16 protein-coding genes and 1 pseudogene are annotated in these 20,196 nt (G+C 62.4%); 9 read left to right on the forward strand and 8 right to left on the reverse strand.

Translation table 11 applies throughout. From position 1 onward, the window contains the following. Positions 1-97 precede the first annotated feature (97 nt). The 6 genes from recC (at position 98) to APH35_RS20795 (ending at position 11,731) form a co-directional block, all read left to right on the forward strand. Positions 98-3,577 (forward strand): exodeoxyribonuclease V subunit gamma, encoded by a 3,480-nt coding sequence (gene recC / locus APH35_RS20770; protein ID WP_060515371.1) that lies wholly within the window; start codon positions 98-100, stop codon positions 3,575-3,577. After that, positions 3,574-7,248 (forward strand): exodeoxyribonuclease V subunit beta, encoded by a 3,675-nt coding sequence (gene recB / locus APH35_RS20775; protein ID WP_060515372.1) that lies wholly within the window; start codon positions 3,574-3,576, stop codon positions 7,246-7,248. Before recC ends, recB begins: the two co-directional genes overlap by 4 nt. Further along, on the forward strand, positions 7,245-9,320 hold the full coding sequence (recD, locus tag APH35_RS20780; RefSeq protein ID WP_060515373.1) for an exodeoxyribonuclease V subunit alpha: 2,076 nt from the start codon (positions 7,245-7,247) through the stop codon (positions 9,318-9,320). The genes recB and recD overlap by 4 nt, the downstream gene beginning before the upstream one ends. Before the next feature lie 80 nt (positions 9,321-9,400). Further along, complete coding sequence (locus APH35_RS20785) at positions 9,401-9,967, forward strand: YfiR family protein (RefSeq protein ID WP_060515374.1); 567 nt, start codon at positions 9,401-9,403, stop codon at positions 9,965-9,967. Further along, the gene (locus APH35_RS20790; protein ID WP_012274204.1) at positions 9,964-11,235 is read left to right on the forward strand and encodes a diguanylate cyclase domain-containing protein; all 1,272 of its coding nucleotides are present in this window, start codon (positions 9,964-9,966) and stop codon (positions 11,233-11,235) included. The genes APH35_RS20785 and APH35_RS20790 overlap by 4 nt, the downstream gene beginning before the upstream one ends. Before the next feature lie 4 nt (positions 11,236-11,239). Beyond that, complete coding sequence (locus tag APH35_RS20795; RefSeq protein WP_060494114.1) at positions 11,240-11,731, forward strand: OmpA family protein; 492 nt, start codon at positions 11,240-11,242, stop codon at positions 11,729-11,731. Positions 11,732-11,762: 31 nt separating this feature from the next. Here the strand turns inward: APH35_RS20795 and APH35_RS20800 are convergent, their stop codons facing one another. Then, positions 11,763-12,713, reverse strand: coding sequence for a LysR family transcriptional regulator (locus APH35_RS20800; RefSeq protein ID WP_012274202.1), 951 nt, complete (start codon positions 12,711-12,713; stop codon positions 11,763-11,765). Positions 12,714-12,845: 132 nt separating this feature from the next. Between APH35_RS20800 and APH35_RS20805 the strand changes: the two genes are divergently transcribed. Continuing rightward, positions 12,846-14,372 (forward strand): CoA-acylating methylmalonate-semialdehyde dehydrogenase, encoded by a 1,527-nt coding sequence (locus APH35_RS20805; protein WP_012274201.1) that lies wholly within the window; start codon positions 12,846-12,848, stop codon positions 14,370-14,372. Between the two features lie 9 nt (positions 14,373-14,381). Then, positions 14,382-15,269 (forward strand): 3-hydroxyisobutyrate dehydrogenase, encoded by an 888-nt coding sequence (gene mmsB, locus APH35_RS20810; RefSeq protein ID WP_012274200.1) that lies wholly within the window; start codon positions 14,382-14,384, stop codon positions 15,267-15,269. A 136-nt stretch (positions 15,270-15,405) separates the two neighbouring features. On the opposite strand, the gene APH35_RS20815 is transcribed toward mmsB, so the two are convergent. The 6 genes and pseudogenes from APH35_RS20815 to APH35_RS20835 all read right to left on the reverse strand — a co-directional run bounded on the left by APH35_RS20815 (position 15,406) and on the right by APH35_RS20835 (position 19,047). After that, positions 15,406-15,762: a hypothetical protein gene (locus APH35_RS20815; RefSeq protein WP_256213805.1), complete on the reverse strand. Its 357-nt coding sequence runs from the start codon at positions 15,760-15,762 to the stop codon at positions 15,406-15,408. Continuing rightward, positions 15,762-16,739, reverse strand: a complete 978-nt coding sequence (locus APH35_RS20820; RefSeq protein WP_012274198.1) for a hypothetical protein — start codon at positions 16,737-16,739, stop codon at positions 15,762-15,764. The genes APH35_RS20815 and APH35_RS20820 overlap by 1 nt, the downstream gene beginning before the upstream one ends. 10 nt (positions 16,740-16,749) lie before the next feature. After that, positions 16,750-17,238: an Hcp family type VI secretion system effector gene (locus APH35_RS20825; protein ID WP_012274197.1), complete on the reverse strand. Its 489-nt coding sequence runs from the start codon at positions 17,236-17,238 to the stop codon at positions 16,750-16,752. A 295-nt stretch (positions 17,239-17,533) separates the two neighbouring features. Further along, positions 17,534-17,878, reverse strand: a complete 345-nt coding sequence (locus APH35_RS20830) for a cupin domain-containing protein (protein WP_003258412.1) — start codon at positions 17,876-17,878, stop codon at positions 17,534-17,536. 96 nt (positions 17,879-17,974) lie between these two features. Further along, positions 17,975-18,141 (reverse strand): annotated as a pseudogene (locus APH35_RS28500) (cation transporter); the annotation flags it as partial. Positions 18,142-18,165: 24 nt separating this feature from the next. Beyond that, entirely contained in the window at positions 18,166-19,047 is an 882-nt protein-coding gene (locus tag APH35_RS20835; RefSeq protein ID WP_060494439.1) for a LysR substrate-binding domain-containing protein, read from the reverse strand. A gap of 78 nt (positions 19,048-19,125) precedes the next feature. Here APH35_RS20835 and APH35_RS20840 point away from each other — a divergent pair, with 78 nt between their 5' ends. Next, positions 19,126-19,890: a sulfite exporter TauE/SafE family protein gene (locus tag APH35_RS20840; RefSeq protein WP_060515375.1), complete on the forward strand. Its 765-nt coding sequence runs from the start codon at positions 19,126-19,128 to the stop codon at positions 19,888-19,890. On the opposite strand, the gene APH35_RS20845 is transcribed toward APH35_RS20840, so the two are convergent. After that, positions 19,880-20,194, reverse strand: a complete 315-nt coding sequence (locus APH35_RS20845) for a putative quinol monooxygenase (RefSeq protein WP_060515376.1) — start codon at positions 20,192-20,194, stop codon at positions 19,880-19,882. The genes APH35_RS20840 and APH35_RS20845 overlap by 11 nt on opposite strands. Between the last annotated feature and the right edge of the window lie 2 nt (positions 20,195-20,196).

The following is a 20,196-nucleotide window of genomic DNA, read 5'->3' on the forward strand; positions in this document are numbered from 1 at the left end:
GGGCCAGAAAAAGATTTGTCTCCATGCATGCCATGGTCCAAGGCATGCCTCGTGATATGGTTTTGCACCGGAATCAACCGCTCCCAGGGAATGCACTATGGCTACTACCACTCTCCACCCCGGCTTCATGATCGTCCACGGCAACCGCCTCGACGACCTGCGCAGCCTGGTAGTGAGCTGGATGCGTCGCTATCCCCTGGCGCCGCTGGAAAACGAAATAGCCTTGGTGCAAAGCAATGGCATCGCCCAATGGCTCAAGTTGGCCCTGGCCGAAGACCCGCTGGAAGATGACCTGGGCGGCTGTGGCATCGCCGCCGCAATCGATGTGCAACTACCCGGTAGCTTCATGTGGCAGCTATACCGCAGCGTGCTGGGCCGTGACGAAATTCCCGAAGTTTCCCTGCTCGACAAGACCCCACTCACTTGGCGCCTGATGCGCCTGTTACCCGCCCTGATCGAACGCCCCCATTTCGAGCCGCTGCGGCGCTTCCTTACCGACGACAGCGACCTGCGCAAGCGCTACCAGCTAGCCGAACGGCTAGCGGACCTATTCGACCAGTACCAGGTCTACCGCGCCGACTGGCTCAAGGACTGGGCCGCAGGCGAGCATGTCCTCAACACCGCCCGTGGCGAGCGCAAAGCGCTGCCGCCGGGCAACCGTTGGCAAGCCGAGTTGTGGCGAGCATTACTGGAAGATGTTGGCGAGCAGGGTATGGCGCAGAGCCGTGCCGGGGTTCACCAACGCTTCATCGAGCGGATCAATAGCCTGGAGCAGGCACCTGCAGGGCTGCCACCGCGGGTGATCGTGTTTGGCATCTCCTCACTACCCGCCCAGGCCCTGGAAGCACTGGCCGGTCTGGCGCGTTTCAGCCAGGTGCTGTTGTGCGTTCATAACCCATGCCGCCACCACTGGGCCGACATCGTTGCCGACAAGGACCTGTTACGCCACCAGTACAAACGCCAGCAACGCAAGCAGGGCATGCCCCTGCAACTGGATGACCAGTCGTTGCACCAGCATGCCCATCCGTTGCTGGCCGCCTGGGGCAAACAAGGCCGCGACTACATCAACCTGCTCGACAGCTACGACGACCCGGGCAGCTACCAGGGCGTGTTCAGCGATGGCCGCATCGACCTGTTCAGTGACGCTTCGCCCACCACGCTGCTCAATCAACTGCAGGACGACATCCTGGAGTTGCGCCCGCTCACCGAAACCCGTGAGCTGTGGCCGCCCGTGGACACTGCAAAGGATCGCTCGATCCGCTTCCACATCGCCCATAGCCCGCAACGTGAAGTGGAAATCCTCCACGACCAACTGTTGGCCCGCTTCAGCGCCGACGCAACTTTGCGCCCGCGTGACGTGATCGTCATGCTACCGGCCATCGACACTTACGCGCCGCACATCCGCGCTGTCTTTGGCCAGTTGCAGCGCAACGACCCGCGCTACATCCCGTTCACCCTGACCGACCAGGGCCAGCGCGGCCGCGAACCTTTGCTGATCGCTCTTGAGCACTTGCTCAAACTGCCAGACAGCCGTTTCGCGGTCAGCGAAGTGCTTGACCTGCTGGACGTGCCGGCAGTGCGCGCTCGCTTTGGTATTCGCGAAAACGACCTGCCCACGCTACACCGCTGGATCGAGGGGGCCGGCATACGCTGGGGCCTCAACGCCGAGCAGCGGGCCAGTCTTGGTTTGCCCGCCGGGCTCGAACAGAACAGTTGGCGCTTCGGCCTGCGGCGTATGCTGTTGGGCTATGCAGTGGGTGTGGGCGTGGCCTGTGACGGCATTGAACCCTACGATGAAATCGGTGGCCTGGACGCTGCACTGATCGGCCCACTGGTCGCGCTGCTCGATGCGCTCGAAGTCGCCTGTCAGGCCTTGTCCGAGCCCGCCACCGTCACGCAGTGGGGCGAGCGCCTGCATGCTTTGCTACAGGTGTTTTTCCTGGCCGAGGGCGAGCGTGACGAGTACCTGCTGATGCAACTGCAAGATCTGCGCGATAGCTGGCTTGAAGTGTGCGAGACCGTTGGCCTGCAAGACCCGTTGCCGCTGACCGTGGTGCGTGAAGCCTGGCTGTCGGGCCTCGATCAGGGCAAGCTGTCACAGCGCTTCTTAGCCGGCTCGGTGAACTTCTGCACCCTGATGCCCATGCGCGCCATCCCGTTCCGGGTGGTTTGCCTGCTGGGCATGAACGATGGCGACTACCCGCGCGCCCAGCAACCGCTGGACTTCGACTTGATGGCCAGCGACTACCGCCCCGGTGACCGCTCTCGCCGCGAAGACGACCGTTACCTGCTGCTGGAGGCGCTGTTGTCGGCACGCGACCAGCTGTATGTCAGTTGGGTCGGGCGCAGTATCCGTGACAATAGCGAACGCCCGGCCTCGGTACTGATCGGCCAGTTGCGCGATCACATCGCCACGGGATGGCATCTGGCCGGCATGCAGCAGGGGCAGCCAGCCGAACCGGGCGAGCAACTGCTGCACGCTCTGACTCAGGAGCATCCCTTGCAGCCGTTCAGCGCACGCTACTTCCAGAAAGGCAGCCCGTTGTTCAGCTTTGCCCATGAATGGCAACTGCTGCACCAGCATGGCGAGACAGATGAACAGGGCGAGCCCGGCCTGCCGCCATACCTAGGTGATGAAGCCCTGAGCCTGACCCAACTGAATGACTTTCTGCGCCATCCGGTACGGCACTTTTTCAGCCAGCGCTTGAAGGTGTACTTTGAAGCGCTGGAAGCACCAACCCCGGACGAAGAACCCTTCGTCCTCGATACGCTGCAACGCTATGGCGCCAGTGAAAGCCTGCTTGGCGCAGCCTTGGCCGAGCCGGACAATGCCGAACAGGCCTTGCGTGCCCAGGCCCGGCGCCTGCAGGCCTGCGGTTTGCTGCCGCTGGCCGGTTTCGGAGAATCGCTGCAAAGCGAGTTGATCGAACCGCTACCCGATTTGTTGCAACGTCACCAACAGCTGCTGCAACGCTGGCCTCAGCTGGTCGAGGGCGCTTTGCCGGTGCATTTCGAGCACGCTCAGCACCGTCTCGAAGGCTGGTTGGGCCGGGTGTTCCAGGCTCAGGACCAGAGCCTGCTCAGCATCACCACGGTACCCAACACAATCAGCGCCGGGCGCAACAACCTCAAGTGGCATCGTCTGATCGCACCTTGGGTTACGCACCTGGCCGCCTGTGCGGCCGGCTATCCCTACAACAGTGCACTGGTAGCCAGCGACCTGACCCTGTTACTTGCACCGCTACCGCAAGCACAGGCTGCTCAGCTGTTGGGCGACCTGCTGGTGGCCCGTCAGGCGGCGATGAATGCGCCGCTGCCCGTCGCGGCCAAGACCGCGTTCGCCTGGCTGGCCCAGGACGACGCCGACAAGGCTTTGGCCGCCGCAGCCCGTGCCTATGAAGGCGACGAGCGCACCAGCTTTGGCGAGCGAAGTGAGAGCATCGCTCTGGCCCGCCAGTTCCGCGACTTTGCTGCACTGACGGCTGACGAAACCTTTGAAGGCTGGTGCGAAACCTTGTACCGCCCGTTGTTCACCGCCCCTTGGCAGACCCTGGGCAACCCGGAGAAAGGCGCATGACCCAGGACCGTCCCCTGGCACTGAGTTTCCCCCTGCACGGCAGCCAGCTGATCGAGGCCAGCGCCGGCACGGGCAAGACCTTCACCATTTCGGCGCTGTACCTGCGCCTGATCCTTGGCCACGGTGGCGAACAAGGCTTCGACCGCGAGTTGCTGCCACCGCAGATACTCGTGGTGACCTTCACCGACGCTGCCACCAAAGAGCTGCGCGAACGTATCCGCGCCCGCCTGGCTGAGGCTGCACGGTTCTTCCGTGGCGAACTGGAAGGCGCCGACCCGCTGTTGCACCAATTGCGTGATGATTACCCGCAAGAAGCCTGGCCGCGTTGTGCCGGCCGCTTGGAAATCGCCGTGCAGTGGATGGACGAAGCTGCGGTATCGACCATCCATGGCTGGTGTCAGCGCATGCTGCGCGAGCATGCCTTCGACAGCGGCAGCCTGTTCACCCAGACCCTGGAAACCGACCACAGCGAGTTGCTGGGCCAGGTCATGCGCGATTACTGGCGGCGTTTTTGCTATGGCATGCAAGGCGATGCACTGGCCTGGGTGCGCGGCAACTGGGGTAGCCCCGACGCTTTGCTGCCGCGCATTCGCCCACTGTTTGGCCGCGTGCGTGCTCAGCAGGATGGGCCAGAGCCGGCAGCATTGATCCAGGCATCGCTGCAGCAACGTGGCGAGCAGCTGGCCCGGCTCAAGGCGCCATGGGCGCAGTGGGCCGAGCAACTGCGGCAAATCTGCCGCGATGCGCTGGCCGCCAAGCAGGTCGACGGCCGCAAGATGCAGGCCCGTTACTTCGAGCCCTGGTTCGACAAGCTCTGTGCCTGGGCGGGTGATGAACAGCTGGTTGACCTCGACTTGGGCACGGGTTTTACCCGCCTGACCCCGGCGGGCATGGCCGAGGCCTGGAAGGGTGAGCCGCCTGAGCACCCCGGCCTCAACGCCATGCAGAGCTTGCAGCAACAATTGCAGGCCTTGGACAGCCCGGATGCGCCCTTGCTTGAGCATGCTGCCAGCTGGGTATCGGCACGTTTCGAAGTAGAGAAGCGCCGGCGCGCGGAAATGGGCTTCGACGACATGCTCGTGCGCCTGCAGCACGCCTTGGCCAGCGAGGCCGGCGAGCGCTTGGCCGGTTTGATCCGCGAGCAGTTCCCGGTAGCGCTGATCGACGAATTCCAGGATACCGACCCGGTTCAGTACGGCATTTTCGAGCGCATCTATCAGATCAGCGAAAATCGCGCAGACACTGGCCTGTTCATGATCGGAGACCCCAAGCAGGCGATCTACGCCTTCCGTGGTGCCGACATCTACACCTACCTCGCTGCACGGCGCGCCACCCGCGACCGCCTGCACAGCCTGGACACCAACTACCGGTCCAGCAAGGCCATGGTCGCAGCGGTCAACCAGGTGTTCCTGCAGGCCGAAGTGCGTGAAACGGGGCGGGGAGCATTCCTGTTCCGCGCGGCGGATGACAACCCGCTGCCGTTCATCGAGGTGCGCGCCAAGGGCCGTGGCGAACAGCTGCTGATTGACGGCGAAACCAGTGCAGCCCTGCAGTGCTGGCAACTGGAAAGCGAAGAGCCGGTTTCCAGCAGTGTCTACCGCCAGCAGCTGGCAGCCAGCTGCGCCAGCCATATCGTCGCGCTGCTCAATGGTGGCCAGCAAGGCACGGCAGGCTTCCAGAATGCCGAAGGCGAGTTGCGTCCCTGCCTGCCCTCGGACATCGCCATCCTGGTGCGTGATGGCCACGAAGCGCAGGTGGTCCGCGCCGAGCTGGCCGCGCGCGATGTACGCAGTGTGTACCTGTCCGACAAGGACTCGGTGTTCGCCGCCCAGGAAGCCCACGACCTGCTGGCCTGGCTCAAGGCCTGCGCCGAGCCCGACTCCGAGCGCCTGCTCAAGGCCGCACTGGCCAGCCTTACACTGGGCCTGTCATTGGCCGCGCTGGACCAGCTGAACCAGGACGAGCGGGTCTGGGAAGGCTGGGTCATGCGTTTTCGCCATTATCGCGATACCTGGCAACGCCAGGGCGTGTTGCCCATGCTGCGGCACCTGCTGCATGACTTCCAGCTGCCGCGCACGCTGATCCGCCGCAGCGATGGCGAGCGGGTACTGACCAACCTGCTGCACCTGGCCGAATTGCTGCAGCAGGCTGCTGGTGAGCTGGACGGCGAACAGGCATTGATCCGCCACCTGGCCGAGCACCTCGCCAATTCCGGGCAGGCCGGTGAAGAGCAGATCCTGCGCCTGGAAAGCGACGAACAGTTGGTCAAAGTCGTGACCATCCACAAGTCCAAGGGCCTGGAGTATCCCTTGGTTTACCTGCCGTTCATCTGCACCAGCAAGCCGGTGGACGGCAGCCGCCTGCCGCTGGCCTGGCATGACAGCGAAGGTAACGCCCACCTCACCCTCACCCCGGATCAGGAACAGATCGAGCGCGCTGACGACGAGCGCCTGGCCGAAGACCTGCGCCTGCTCTATGTGGCCCTGACCCGCGCCCAGCATGCGTGCTGGTTGGGGGTCGCCGACCTCAAGCGTGGCAACCAGAAGAGTTCGCAGCTGCACCGATCGGCATTGGGTTACCTGCTGGGTGGCGGCCTTGCCCTGACAGGCTCGCAGCAGCTGACGGACTGGTTGCAGGCGTTGGCGTCGACATGCCCGCACATTACCTGCCCGGGCCTGCCGCAGGCCAATGAGCAGGCGTATCGCGTGCCGCACGCCGAGCGTGAGCTGCTGCCCGCACGCAAGCCCCGCCGCGCGGCCGCCGAGCACTGGTGGATCGCTTCTTACAGCGCCCTGCGCGTAGGCGACCAGACCCTCGGTGCCGACAGCTCACAGGCCCAGCAACTGCTGGATGACGAGGCGGTCGATGCCCAGGTGTTGCGCGAGGTCCCGGCTGACAGCGGCGATATCCACCGTTTCCCGCGGGGGCCAAACCCAGGCACCTTCTTGCATGGCTTGCTGGAATGGGCGGGTCGTGAAGGCTTTAGCCAGGTCAGCGGCAACCCACAGCTGATTGAGCGCACCGTTGGCCAGCGCTGCAACCGTCGCGACTGGACCGGCTGGATCCCCACCCTGAGCCAGTGGATGCAACGCTTGCTGGGCGAGGCGTTACCGCTGCCAGGCAGCGACCAGAGCGTAATGCTGGGCCAGTTGCATCATTACCAGATCGAAATGGAGTTCTGGTTCGCCAGCCACCAGGTCGATGCTGAAAAACTCGACCGCCTTGTCGCACGCCACACCCACCCCGGCCTGGCGCGCCCGGCGGCGCAGCCGACCGTGCTCAACGGCATGTTCAAAGGGTTCATCGACCTGGCCTTCGAGCTGGACGGGCGTTACTACGTCACCGACTACAAGTCCAACTGGCTGGGCCCGGACATCCAGGCCTACGACACCCAAACCATGGAAAAGGCCATTATCGAGCACCGTTACGACCTGCAGTACGTGCTGTACCTGCTGGCCCTGCACCGGCAGTTGCGTGCCCGCCTGCCGGACTACGATTACGACCGCCATGTTGGCGGTGCCCTGTTCATCTTCCTGCGTGGTGCCAGCAGCAGCGGCCATGGCGTGTATCACGCCAAGCCACCGCGTGAGCTGATCGAAAGCCTCGATGCGCTGTTCCGTGGCGAGCACCCACCCGTACAGCAGGACCTGTTTGCCGGAGCCGTGAAATGAGCCGAAGCCTTGTCGACCTGTTGCCCACGCCGTTGCACGCCGAGCACCTGCTGGCGCTGGCACCACAGCATGACAGCGGTGACCTGCTGCAACTGCTCGACCGCTGGGTAGAACGGGGCTGGCTGCGCGCGCTGGACCGCGCATTCGTGTCGTTCCTGGAAGAGCGCGCTCCCGGCAGTGATCCCTTGTTATTGCTGGCGGCGGCGCTGGCCAGTCATCAACTGGGGCACGGGCATGTCTGCCTCGACCTGCAACAGACCTTGGCCGAGCCTGATTTCGCCCTGTCGTTGCCGCCGGAGGGCGATGCGCTGACAGGCCCCTTGCTGCTTCCCTCGCAACTGCTGGCCAACCTCGATTTGAATGCCTGGTGCCAGCGCATCGCTGCCAGCGCGCTGGTGGCCGAGGGCGATAGCCCAGGCCAGCAAGCGCGGCCACTGGTGCTCAGCGGCCAGCGTCTGTACCTGCGCCGCTACTGGAACTATGAACGGCGTATCGACCATACCCTGCGCCAGCGCCTGACCCAGGCCGAAGCGCCGCTGACCGACCTGACCGATCGCCTGGCTCAGCTGTTCGACGGTGGTGCGCCAGCTGGCCAGGTAGACTGGCAGAAGCTCGCTTGCGCGCTGGCCACCCGTGCCGGTTTCAGCATAATCACGGGTGGCCCCGGCACGGGCAAGACCACCACTGTGGTGCGCCTGCTGGCCTTGCTGCAAGGGCCGGCAGTGGAGCAGGGCAGGCCGCTGCGCATCCGCTTGGCCGCGCCGACCGGCAAGGCCGCTGCGCGCCTCACCGAATCCATTGGCCAGCAGGTCGAGCGCCTGCAGGTCAGCGCCGAAGTGCGTGGGCACATTCCCACAGAAGTCAGCACCGTGCATCGTCTGCTCGGCAGCCGCCCGGGCTCCCGGCACTTCCGCCACCATGCTGGCAACCCGTTGCCATTGGATGTGCTGGTGGTCGACGAAGCATCGATGATCGACCTGGAAATGATGGCCAACCTGCTCGATGCCTTGCCGCCTCGGGCACGCCTGGTACTACTGGGCGACAAGGACCAGTTGGCGTCGGTGGAAGCCGGTGCGGTGCTGGGCGACTTGTGCCGGGATGCCGAAGAGGGCTATTACTCGCCGGCGACCGCAGCATGGCTGGAACAGATCAGTGGCGAGTCACTGGCCGGCAGTGGCCTCAAGGCTGGCGACGAACAGCGCAATCCACTGGCCCAGCAAGTGGTGATGCTGCGTTTTTCGCGACGCTTCGGTGAAGGCAGCGGCATTGGCCAACTGGCCCGGCTGGTCAACCGGCAGGACTCCCATGCGGCGCGCAACTTGCTGGCCACGCCACCCGCCGACGTGCACAGCCTGGCACTCAAGCACGAGCAGGACCGTGCTTTCGACCGCCTGTTGCTCGATGGCCTCAACCGCGGCAGCGACGGCCCGCAAGGCTACCGCAGCTACCTGCGTACCCTTGGCCGCTATCGGCCAGCACTCGAAACCGCTGCTGACGACCCCGCGTGGGAGCAATGGGCCGGCAAGGTGCTGCACAGCTTCGAGGACTTCCAGTTGCTGTGTGCAGTGCGTCGTGGCGCCTGGGGCGTCGAAGGCCTGAACGAGCGGGTGGCGCGGGTGCTGCACAATGCTGGCTTGATCGACAGCCAGCAGCACTGGTACGAAGGGCGCCCGGTATTGGTGACCCGCAACGATTACGGCCTGGGCCTGATGAACGGTGACATCGGCATCGCCCTGCACTTGCCGGATGAGCGCGGTGAGCCGCTGCTGCGCGTGGCCTTCCCGCGTAACGATGGCAGTGGCGGCGTGCGTTTCGTCCTGCCCAGCCGGCTCAACGAAGTGGAAACGGTGTTCGCCATGACCGTGCACAAGTCCCAGGGCTCGGAGTTCAGCCACACGGCGCTGGTGCTACCGGATGCGCTCAACCCGGTGCTGACCAAGGAACTGGTGTACACCGGCATCACCCGCGCCAAGCACTGCTTCAGCCTGGTCGAGCCTCGGCAGGGCATTTTTGAAGAAGCGGTGGCGCGCAAGGTGCGGCGTATTTCAGGGTTGATGCTGGAACAAGTCTGATACCGAACGCGGTCCCTTGTAGGAGCGGCCTTGTGCTATCGTTGCGCCAATTCGAGAAAGGATTTTAAGAGACTCCCCACATGCACGTGGCCGCAAGGCGAGTGACAAGCTGTGCGCTTTCGCTATTGCTGGCCGCCCTGTTCCTTTACACAGGCCCTGCCCAGGCAGACTCCGCCACAACCGCCGCTCGGGCTCAACAACGCGCCCAGGCAGTCACCCAGGTCGTATTGGGTATCTTCAGCTACGCCCGCTGGCCTATAGAACCCTCACCCTTGCGCTTGTGCCTGGTCGGTCCGACCGAATACGCCGATGACCTGATCAAAGGCCATGTCCAGGAATCCGGTCGCCCCCTGCAGGTGCGGCGCCTGTTGGCAGAAGATACCCAGGTCGCCCAGGCCTGCGATGCCATCTATATCGGCAAGCTCGACCAGGGCCAGCGCGACCAGCTGTTCCAGCGTGTCAGCGGCCATCCGGTGTTGAGCATCAGCGAGGCGGATGACCCCTGCACGGTCGGCAGCCTGTTCTGCCTGCGGGTCAGCGACCAGCAGGTGGCCTTTGATGTCAACCTCGACTCGGTGGCGCGCTCTGGCGTGCGTATTCATCCCAGTGTGTTGCAATTGTCGCGGCGCCGGGCGGTGCAGCCATGAAACCGACCCGCAAGCGTAGCGTGCGCCCCACCCTGCGCTCGGTGCTGGGCCGTGGCCACCTCAGCGTCGCCTTGCTTGCCGTGGGCCTGGCGGGTATTTCCTTGACCCTGCTGGGCGTGCTCGCCCTGCGTGTCTACGCCAACCAAAACCTGCAGCTGATTGCCCGCTCGATCAATTACACCGTAGAGGCAGCGGTGGTGTTCGATGACAGCGCCGCCGCCAATGAATCGCTGGCGCTGATCGCCAGTACCGAGGAAGTGGCTGAGGCCAAGGTCTTCAACGACGAAGGCGAGCTGTTGGCGCACTGGCAACGCGGCGACACCGACATGCTCGCGCAACTGGAAGTGCAGGTTGCCACCGCGTTGCTGGATGAGCCGGTCAACCTGCCGATCCTGCACCAGCAACAACAGGTCGGGCATATCGAACTGGTCGGCCAGGGCCGTAGCCTGTTGCTGTTCCTGCTCAGCGGTCTGGCCGGCATCCTGTTCTGCACCATCCTCAGCGCCTTGGCTGCCCAGTACCTGTCGCGGCGCCTGCTCAGCGATATCACCCGCCCTCTGCGTGGCCTGGCCAGTGTCGCCCACGCCGCCCGCCGCGAGCGCAGCTTCGACCGGCGTGTGCCGGAAGCGCCGATTGCCGAGCTCAACGAGCTGGGTAACGACTTCAATGCTCTGCTGGACGAACTGGAGGTGTGGCACAGCCACCTGCAGAGTGAAAACCAGAGCCTGGCCCACCAGGCCAGCCACGATAGCCTGACTGGCCTGCCCAACCGGGCCTTCTTCGAGGGGCGCCTGAGCCGCAGCGTGCGCAATGCTGCACGGCAGCAGGACCACTTGGCCTTGCTGTTCCTCGACAGCGATCACTTCAAGCAAATCAACGACACCCTCGGCCATGCCGTAGGCGACGAGGTTCTGATCAGCGTGGCCGACCGCGTACGCGCCCAGTTGCGCGAACACGACCTGGTGGCGCGCCTGGGCGGTGATGAGTTCGCCGTGCTGCTGACACCTTTGCAGTCGCGCAAGGACGCCGAACACATCGCCGAGAAGATCGTTGCCAGCATGAAGCTGCCGGTGCAGCTGGACAGTGGCCGCAGTATCGCCACCTCACTGAGTGTCGGTATTGCCTATTACCCGGATGACGGCGCTGACCCCGCCAGTCTTCTCAATGCCGCCGATGCGGCGATGTACCAGGCCAAGCGTAAACGCCGTGGCCATTGGCAAGTGGCGCAGACGGAACGGTCCGCCAACGAAATCAAGAACAGGAGCTGAACCCGTGATACAGGCTTTACGTTTCCCGCTGTGGGCCTTGTTGCTCGCCGTGCTGGCACTGACTGGCTGCCAGACCGCCCCTCCCAAGGGCCTTACCCCCGAACAGATTGCCGTGCTCAAGCGCGAGGGCTTTACCCCGACCGACGAAGGCTGGGCGTACGACTTGTCTGGCAAGGTGCTGTTCGGCAGTGACCTGGACAGCCTCAACGGCCAGAGCCAGGCGATTGTCGAGCGCATTGGCAAGGCACTGCTCAGCGTTGGCATCCAGGGCGTGCGGGTGGACGGGCACGCCGACGCCTCGGGCAAGGCGGCGTATAACCAGCAATTGTCCGAACGCCGCGCTCAGAGCGTGACCAAGGCGCTGGTCGGGGTCGGCATGCAGCCGCAGAACATCCAGAGCCGTGGCCTGGGCAGTACCCAGCCGGTGGCGGACAACCGCACCAGTGCCGGGCGCACCGAGAACCGGCGCGTGTCTATCGTGGTGGCGTCTTACTGACGGGAGGGTTTGGGGTTGCACAGCAACCCCATCATTCCTGAGCAAAGCGCATCTGGCGTGTGTCACCCATCAGCAACGGCGCATTCGTCTCCGTCACACCTCGGATGTAATCCCACAACAGGGTAATCCGCTTCAACTTTCTCAAGTCCTCCCGGCAGTACATCCAGAACTGGCGCGTCACCTCGATCTCCTCCGGTAACACCGTCACCAGCCGAGGGTCCTGCGCGGCGAGGAAGCACGGCAAGATCGCCAACCCTCGCCCCTGCAACGCTGCGGTGTACTGCGCGATCACGCTGGTGCTGCGCAAATGCGCGCTGGCGCTGGGGATGAGGTTGGCCAGGTACAGCAGCTCGGAGCTGAACGCCAGGTCATCCACGTAACTGATGAACGGATGTTTGGCCAAGTCCGCCACCTGGCGGATCGGCGCGTGGTTGTCCAGGTAGTCTTGGGTCGCATACAGCCGCAAGCGGTAGTCGCACAGTTTGCAGCACACATAAGGCCCATGCTCCGGCCGCTCCAGCGCGATGACGATGTCCGCCTCGCGTTTGGACAGGCTGATGAAGTGCGGCAGCGGCAGGATGTCCACCGAAATCGCCGGGTAGGCATCGACGAAATGGCTGAGCTGCGGGGTGATGAAGAAGCTGCCAAAGCCCTCGGTGCAGCCCATGCGCACATGCCCCGACAACGCCACACCCGACCCGGACACCTGCTCGCAGGCCATGTGCAGCGTGCTCTCGATCGATTCGGCATAACCCAGCAAGCGCTGGCCCTCGGCGGTCAACACAAAGCCGTTGGTCCGCGACTTTTCGAACAGCAAGGTACCCAGCGCGCCCTCCAGCGAGCTGATGCGCCGCGACACGGTGGTGTAGTCCACACTCAGCCGTTTGGCGGCACTGCTGGCCTTGCGGGTGCGGGCCACTTCAAGGAAGAACTTCAAATCGTCCCAGTTGAGCGCGCTCAGGGATGTGAGGTCTTTTTGCATGATGATCCGGTTTTTTTGTGCGTTCTTGTTGGATGTTTGCACATCTATACTCGAAACAAGCCTCAGGACGCCATCTCGCGTTTGCCCGGCGCTGGCGATCTCGTCCCGACAATAATTCCAAGGAGAACGCAGATGAACGCACCGCAATCCCCTAACAGCACCAAGGTCGAGCAGGTGAAGCTGCTGATTGACGGCCAGTGGGTCGAGTCCAAAACCACCGAATGGCGCGACATCGTCAACCCGGCCAGCCAGGAAGTGCTGGCGCGCGTACCGTTCGCCACCGTCGAGGAAGTCGACGCTGCCGTGGCCGCGGCCCACCGAGCCTTCCAGACCTGGCGCGACACCCCGATCGGCGCGCGCATGCGCATCATGCTCAAGCTGCAGGCGCTGATCCGCGAACACACCAAACGCATTGCCCAGGTGCTCAGTGCCGAACAAGGCAAAACCCTGGCCGATGCTGAAGGCGATATTTTCCGCGGCCTGGAAGTGGTCGAGCACGCCGCCTCCATCGGCACCCTGCAGATGGGCGAATTTGCCGAAAACGTCGCAAGCGGTGTCGACACCTACACCCTGCGCCAGCCGATCGGTGTGTGCGCCGGCATCACCCCGTTCAACTTCCCGGCGATGATCCCGCTGTGGATGTTCCCCATGGCCATCGTCTGCGGCAACACCTTCGTGCTCAAACCGTCCGAACAAGACCCGCTGTCGACCATGCTGCTGGTGGAGCTGGCGCTGGAAGCCGGTGTGCCGGCCGGTGTGCTGAACGTGGTGCACGGCGGCAAGCAGGTGGTGGATGCCATTTGCACCCACCAGGACATCAAGGCGATTTCCTTCGTCGGCTCAACCGAAGTCGGCACCCACGTTTACAACCTCGGTAGCCAACACGGCAAGCGCGTGCAGTCGATGATGGGCGCCAAGAACCATGCGGTGGTGCTGCCCGATGCCAACCGTACGCAAACCATCAATGCTTTGGTAGGGGCTGCCTTTGGTGCGGCGGGCCAACGCTGCATGGCCACCTCGGTGGCGGTGCTGGTGGGCAAGGCCCGCGAATGGCTGCCAGATATCAAGGCAGCCGCCAGCAAGCTCAAGGTCAATGCCGGCTGTGAGCCAGGCACCGACGTTGGCCCGGTGGTTTCCAAGCGCGCCAAGGAGCGCGTCCTGGGCCTGATCGAAAGCGGTATCAAGGAAGGCGCCAAACTTGAGCTGGACGGCCGCGACGTCAAGGTGCCGGGTTACGAGCAAGGTAACTTCGTTGGCCCGACCCTGTTCTCGGGCGTGAAGACCGATATGCAGGTGTATACCCAGGAAATCTTCGGCCCGGTGCTGGTGACCCTGGAAGTCGATACCCTCGACGAGGCCATCGCCCTGGTCAACGCCAACCCGTTCGGCAACGGCACCGGCCTGTTTACTCAAAGCGGCGCGGCAGCACGCAAGTTCCAGAGCGAAATCGATATCGGCCAGGTCGGCATCAACATCCCGATTCCGGTACCGGTACCGTTCTTCAGCTTTACCGGCTCACGTGGCTCCAAGCTCGGCGACCTCGGCCCGTACGGCAAGCAAGTGGTGCAGTTCTACACTCAGACCAAGACCGTCACTGCCCGCTGGTTCGATGACGACAGCGTCAACGACGGTGTGAACACCACCATCAGCCTGCGCTAAGGAGAAGTCATGCGTATCGCATTCATCGGCCTGGGCAACATGGGCGCGCCCATGGCCCGCAACCTGATCAAAGCCGGGCACCAGCTGAACCTGTTCGACCTGAACAAGGCCGTGCTGGCCGAGTTGGCAGAACTGGGCGGGCAGATCAGCCCGTCGCCCAAGGACGCGGCAGCCAACAGCGAACTGGTGATCACCATGCTGCCGGCCGCAGCCCACGTGCGCAGCGTGTACTTGAACGAGGACGGCGTGTTGGCCGGTATTCGTCCCGGCACGCCGACCGTTGACTGCAGCACCATCGACCCGCAGACCGCCCGTGATGTGTCCAAGGCCGCAGCGGGCAAAGGTGTGGACATGGGTGACGCGCCGGTGTCCGGTGGTACTGGCGGCGCGGCGGCTGGCACCCTGACCTTCATGGTCGGCGCCAGTGCCGAGCTGTTCGCCAGCCTCAAGCCGGTACTCGAGCAGATGGGCCGCAACATCGTGCACTGCGGGGAAGTCGGCACCGGGCAGATTGCCAAGATCTGCAACAACCTGCTGCTGGGTATTTCGATGATCGGCGTGTCCGAGGCCATGGCCCTGGGCAACGCGTTGGGTATCGACACCAAGGTGCTGGCCGGCATCATCAACAGCTCGACCGGGCGTTGCTGGAGCTCGGACACCTACAACCCGTGGCCGGGTATCATTGAAACCGCGCCGGCATCGCGTGGCTACACCGGTGGCTTTGGCGCCGAACTGATGCTCAAGGACCTGGGGCTGGCTACCGAAGCGGCACGCCAGGCTCACCAGCCGGTGATCCTCGGGGCTGTGGCCCAGCAGCTGTATCAGGCCATGAGCCTGCGCGGCGAAGGGGGCAAGGATTTCTCGGCCATCGTCGAGGGGTATCGCAAGAAGGATTGACAAGCGAGGACTTCATCGCGGGCCGGGCGGCCTTTCCTCTGTAACTGCGCACCAGAGGGAAGGGGACCCGCCCGCGATTTTTTATTGTGTTGGCAGCCATATTGTTTGCAAGTTACGTAATGCGCTTGCTAAACCGTTATAGGTAATGCGCTATTATCAAGGCGCTGAATAGAGTGATGTGCAGCGCCCAAAGTGTTACAAGTAAGATCTTGGTTTTTTTCGGAAAGCCTTCGATCTCTTGCCTATCTACTAGATTTCTTTTTGTAAAAAAACATGGTAATGCAAGTATTGTTGAGATTGCGCCCGTGCGCATCATCTTGCCGATTGATCCGGCTCGCTCGTAGAGTAGTTTGTTTTGTTTTATATATTTGCTTTTGGGGAATAGGGATTCAAAATATTCTGTGCGTCGTGAGGCGACTAAAAACTGAGTGATCATTGTGATGATAATCAAATTTATAATGACGGCTGCAATGATCCCATCTTCAATAGCCATCAGTTTGAGAGCGCTCTATACAAAAAATCGCCGTAAGCTTCACCTTTCTCCCCACCAGCCTTGCCTCCAATTGTGGCGCCTGCGGCACCAATTATAACTGCACAAAGAAGCCCACCTGTTCCACCTGTTGGTAACCCGATCGCTGCGCATAAAACTGGCGCGATAATAGCTCCACCCAAATATCCGCCTGCACCGCCTCCTGCAAGGCCTCCCACGAGTGAGCCTCCGTCGATGTACTTTGCCCTTGTGCAATCCTCTTCGTGACCGAGCGTACAAGCGTTGTGGATATCCAGTCCAGTGGCTGCGATTTCAAGTGCTACGCCTATGTAAGTTCCTTGTTTGATCAAGCTGGATGCCCTCGCGACACTGGCTACCTTGTTGGCGTAACCGGCTATTTCGCCTGTGTGAATATAACGCTTGGTGGATATTCCCAGCGTCCTTTTGATCGATCCCTTGTTTCTCAGGCCTGAACCATAAGCCGCCATCTTGCCCAACTGTTCATCCAGTTTCATGAACAAGGCCGATCGCTTCGCATAGAACTGTTCGCGGGCTGTCATCGTTCCTGACCCAAGAAACTGCTGGTGGAGCTTCTCGATATCCATCAAGGTGACCTCGATAGCCTTCAGGTGCCTGCTCCATCCGTCACTGACCATTCCAGCGCCCATGGACGCATGCGCGATCAGGCTTTTCAAAGTCTCGAAATTATCCAGAAAGAAGTTATCCACACCTTGGCCGTTGCGCATCAGCCCCATGTGCACAATGGCAGCCTGCCTCATCATCCAGGCTTCCTGGCTGGTGCAGGAAGCCGTGGTGGGGTCGCCAATGATGATAAGCTCACCGCTACGCACCACCGTATTGGCAATGTGCGAATTTAGAACATCAAATTTTTCCAGCGCATGGCCGCTCAGTGCGAGGTCGGATTTGAGCCGATGATAGTTTTGCAGCTTGAGGTTGAGAAACGCGCGGGCTTCGGACATGACTTGAGCCTCACGCGTATTTTTTATTGCCGATACGGTCCCAGCCGCCGGCGATGTTGCCGCCACCGCCGCCATCGATGCGCCGTTGCTGGGTGTAGGTGGTCTTGATTCGACCGTAGTTGAGCTGTACTACTTCAAGCGGTACACCGGTGTCGACGCTCTGCGAGTACTCGGCAATGATGACTTCTTCAAGAATGATTTCGTAATACTTGAGCTTGTCACCGCCGGCGCGACAGAGTGCCAGCTTCACCGCTTTGAGATGCTGCCCTGTACAACTGGCCTCCATCAGCTTGCAGCTGGCACTGTCGAGGTATTTGGTGAATGTGAAGTTGGTGACGGAGGTTCGGCCGGATGTGGCACCACCAGCCGAGCTTGCAGTGGCGGATGTACTTTGACTGACCCCAAAGTCATAGCTAAGTACTTCAATCCATTGACTGTATTTTTCGTCCCGTGCTTCGCCTGGAATACGGTCAATCTGAATATATGCATCGAAAGCCATGTCTACCTCTCCCTGGCAACTTTTGATTGGGCAATGCTACCCACGAATGGGGGCAGTCAGTGCAGGCTAGGCCTGAGTGAGTGCGAGGGCAATACGCATTGAGAGGTAGGGATTAGATTCAGAAAAGGACTACAGAAATGGGCGGGGATGTGTAAGGCCATGTAACTGTGGTTCAATGCTTTGATTAATTCACGCTCTTTTGTTGCCTTGTTCAAACAAATTGTTCAAGAGTGTTTCTGGCCCTGTGGGAAATTTAGCGTTTTCCACAGGGCCTATATCGGGTGGAAATTTCTGATCAGGCAAAGACGAAATACTTGCGCACGGTCTCGACCACTTCCCAGGTACCTTTCATCCCAGGTTCGATCACGAACACATCACCCGCTTTCAGGTGTTTCGGCTCTTCGCCTTCCGGGGTGATGATGCAGTAGCCATCGAGGAAGTGGCAGAACTCCCACTTCTCGTAGTTGACCTCGAACTTGCCTGGGGTGCAGATCCAGGTACCCATGATCTTGCTGCCGTCGGCAGACAGGTAGGCATTGAGGTTGACGGTGTGCGGATCGCCGCCGATGCGCTTCCACTTGGTGGCGTCCACGACCGGCGTCGGGCAGGTTTCGCGCAGGACGGTGATGAAATCGGACATGGCACAACTCCTGGTGACTGGCTGAATGACGGGTCACCATAGGCCCATCGGCCGAGCCGCAGTTGCCTGGGCTCGACGTCCAGCTGCCTGCCCGCGCTATGCCAGGCGTTTTACCTCGACGGTGATGTGCGCCAGTTCTTCGTGCCCGCCCAGAGCCTGGCGCACGCTGTTGGCGCTGAGAGCGACTTGGCTGGCCAGCCGAGATTGCAGGCGTACCGGTCTTTGCCCACGCGCCATAAATGCAGGTCGGTGATGCTGGCCGGCACTACCTGCACTTGTTGCTTGCCTCAGCCGCAGAGTGTGGTGACCAGCCCTGCGGCATAGCCCGGTAGCGCAGTAAAATCCCGCGCGCATACCAGCAACTTGCGGTTGGCCCATGGTTCCTCAAGCGCTACCCAATGCAACGGCAACATCCCTTGCCAGCGCTGCACCGCTGCCAGCGGCACCACCCCGACACCTGCACCGCCCGCCACCATGCGAATCACCCCGTCAAACCCTTCTGCCCGCACCCGAATCCGCATGCGCCGCCCCTCGCGCAGCGCCTGCTCTTCCAGGTACAGTGCCAACGCGCTGCCAGCCCCAAGGCCGACATAGCCATGGCTCAGGCTTTCGATGAAGCTGGGCGCGGCTGCATGGGCCAGCGGGTGGCCCAGCGGTGTCACCAGCACCAGCGGGTCGTCGCGAAACGGCCGGGTTTGCAGATGCTCGCTGGGGGCAGCGGTGGAAACGATGCCCAGGTCGGCGATGCCCTGGGTAATCGACTGCACGATGCGCAAGCTCGGCAGCTCTTGCACGTCCACGCTGACACCGGGGTTTTCCGCCAGGAAGCTGGCCAGCAGTTCGGGCAGGTACTCGGTAAGCGCAGCGGTGTTGCACAGCAGGCGCACCTGGCCTTGCTGCCCCTGCGCATACTGGCTTAGGTCGAACTGCAAGCGCTCGACTTGCTGGGTTATCAGCCGCGCATGCTGCAACAACGCCTGGCCGGCCGGCGTCGGTTGTACGCCACGACGGTTACGCTCAAGCAAAGGAATACCCAGCGAGGCTTCCATGGCGCGGATGCGCGCACTGGCCGCTGCCAGTGAAAGATGGCTGCGGCTGGCGCCGGCGGTGATGTTGCCGCACTCCAGGGTGTGTTGGAACAGCTTGAGGTCGATCAGGTCGAAGTGCATGTGGCTCTGTCTCGGCAAGAGGCTGGCTGAGTATATGGCAGATTTTCACCTCGTTCGCTGTACGCCATCATCGGCCCCATGACTACCTTGCTCACTTTCTTCCAGAACATTGGCCCAGCACTCTCGCTGCTGGTGGTACTGACTTTCCTGCTGGCTGGTGCAGTGAAGGGGGTGATCGGCCTGGGCCTGCCGACCATTGCCATGGGCTTGCTGGGCCTGGCCATGTCACCGGCGCAGGCTGCCGCATTGCTGATCGTGCCCTCGACCCTCACCAATCTTTGGCAGTTGGCCAGCGGTGGGCACCTGCGGGCGCTGCTGGTGCGGCTGGGGCCGATGCTGGTGATGATCTTTGTCGGTACATGGCTGGGCAGCGCTTGGCTGGGAATCAACAGCGGCCCGTGGGCTGCCCACGCGTTGGGAGCCGCCTTGCTGGTCTATGCGTTGTATGGGTTGGTCGGCCTGGGCTTTCATGTGGCTGCGGGGCACGAGCGTTGGCTGGGGCCGCTTTGCGGCCTGGTCACTGGCGTGGTCACGGCGGCGACTGGGGTGTTCGTGATGCCCGCTGTGCCCTACCTGCAGAGCCTGGGTCTGAGCCGAGAGCAGATGATCCAGGCCTTGGGCCTATCATTCACGGTCTCGACCCTGGCCTTGGCCGTTGGCCTGGCTGGGCAGGATGCCCTGGGTGGCCAGGCGCTGGGGGCATCGCTGCTGATGCTGGCGCCGGCCCTGCTTGGCATGCTGGCCGGGCAGTGGCTGCGTCAGCGCATCAGTGCGCTGCTGTTCAAGCGTTGCTTCTTCATCGGCCTGGCCGTACTCGGCGGCCATCTGCTGATTAACGGTTAGCAGATGATGCGCTGAGCATGTCGACCCGCTGGATATCGAAATCGCGCTCCAGGTATTCCATGCGTTTTTCGAAGAACGCTGTCATGTGCGGCAGGGCCGAATGCACGTCCAGCGCAGCCTGGTCGGCCCACACTTCGAAGAACACGAACAGGCTCGGGTCTTCCTTGTCGCGCAGCATGTGGTACTCGATGCAGCCTGGCTCCTGGCGGCTTGGCTCGACGTAGGGGCGGAACAGGGTTTCGAACGCATCAGCCATTTCCGGGTGGGTCTTGGCTTTGAGGATGAAGGCGAACTGCTCACTCATGG

The sequence above is a fragment of the Pseudomonas sp. NBRC 111132 genome, assembly GCF_001320565.1.
GTDB classification, from domain to species: Bacteria; Pseudomonadota; Gammaproteobacteria; order Pseudomonadales; family Pseudomonadaceae; genus Aquipseudomonas; species Aquipseudomonas putida_P.

Bases quoted from the DNA above. Each gene is read 5' to 3' on its own strand.
- APH35_RS20815 (WP_256213805.1), bottom strand. From the start codon at position 15,762: ATGGCTATTGAAGATGGGATCATTGCAGCCGTCATTATAAATTTGATT.
- recD (WP_060515373.1), top strand. From the start codon at position 7,245: ATGAGCCGAAGCCTTGTCGACCTGTTGCCCACGCCGTTGCACGCCGAG.
- APH35_RS20845 (WP_060515376.1), bottom strand. From the start codon at position 20,194: ATGAGTGAGCAGTTCGCCTTCATCCTCAAAGCCAAGACCCACCCGGAA.
- mmsB (WP_012274200.1), top strand. From the start codon at position 14,382: ATGCGTATCGCATTCATCGGCCTGGGCAACATGGGCGCGCCCATGGCC.
- APH35_RS20825 (WP_012274197.1), bottom strand. From the start codon at position 17,238: ATGGCTTTCGATGCATATATTCAGATTGACCGTATTCCAGGCGAAGCA.
- recC (WP_060515371.1), top strand. From the start codon at position 98: ATGGCTACTACCACTCTCCACCCCGGCTTCATGATCGTCCACGGCAAC.
- APH35_RS20805 (WP_012274201.1), top strand. From the start codon at position 12,846: ATGAACGCACCGCAATCCCCTAACAGCACCAAGGTCGAGCAGGTGAAG.
- recB (WP_060515372.1), top strand. From the start codon at position 3,574: ATGACCCAGGACCGTCCCCTGGCACTGAGTTTCCCCCTGCACGGCAGC.
- APH35_RS20835 (WP_060494439.1), bottom strand. From the start codon at position 19,047: ATGCACTTCGACCTGATCGACCTCAAGCTGTTCCAACACACCCTGGAG.
- APH35_RS20840 (WP_060515375.1), top strand. From the start codon at position 19,126: ATGACTACCTTGCTCACTTTCTTCCAGAACATTGGCCCAGCACTCTCG.
- APH35_RS20830 (WP_003258412.1), bottom strand. From the start codon at position 17,878: ATGTCCGATTTCATCACCGTCCTGCGCGAAACCTGCCCGACGCCGGTC.
- APH35_RS20820 (WP_012274198.1), bottom strand. From the start codon at position 16,739: ATGTCCGAAGCCCGCGCGTTTCTCAACCTCAAGCTGCAAAACTATCAT.
- APH35_RS20790 (WP_012274204.1), top strand. From the start codon at position 9,964: ATGAAACCGACCCGCAAGCGTAGCGTGCGCCCCACCCTGCGCTCGGTG.
- APH35_RS20785 (WP_060515374.1), top strand. From the start codon at position 9,401: ATGCACGTGGCCGCAAGGCGAGTGACAAGCTGTGCGCTTTCGCTATTG.
- APH35_RS20800 (WP_012274202.1), bottom strand. From the start codon at position 12,713: ATGCAAAAAGACCTCACATCCCTGAGCGCGCTCAACTGGGACGATTTG.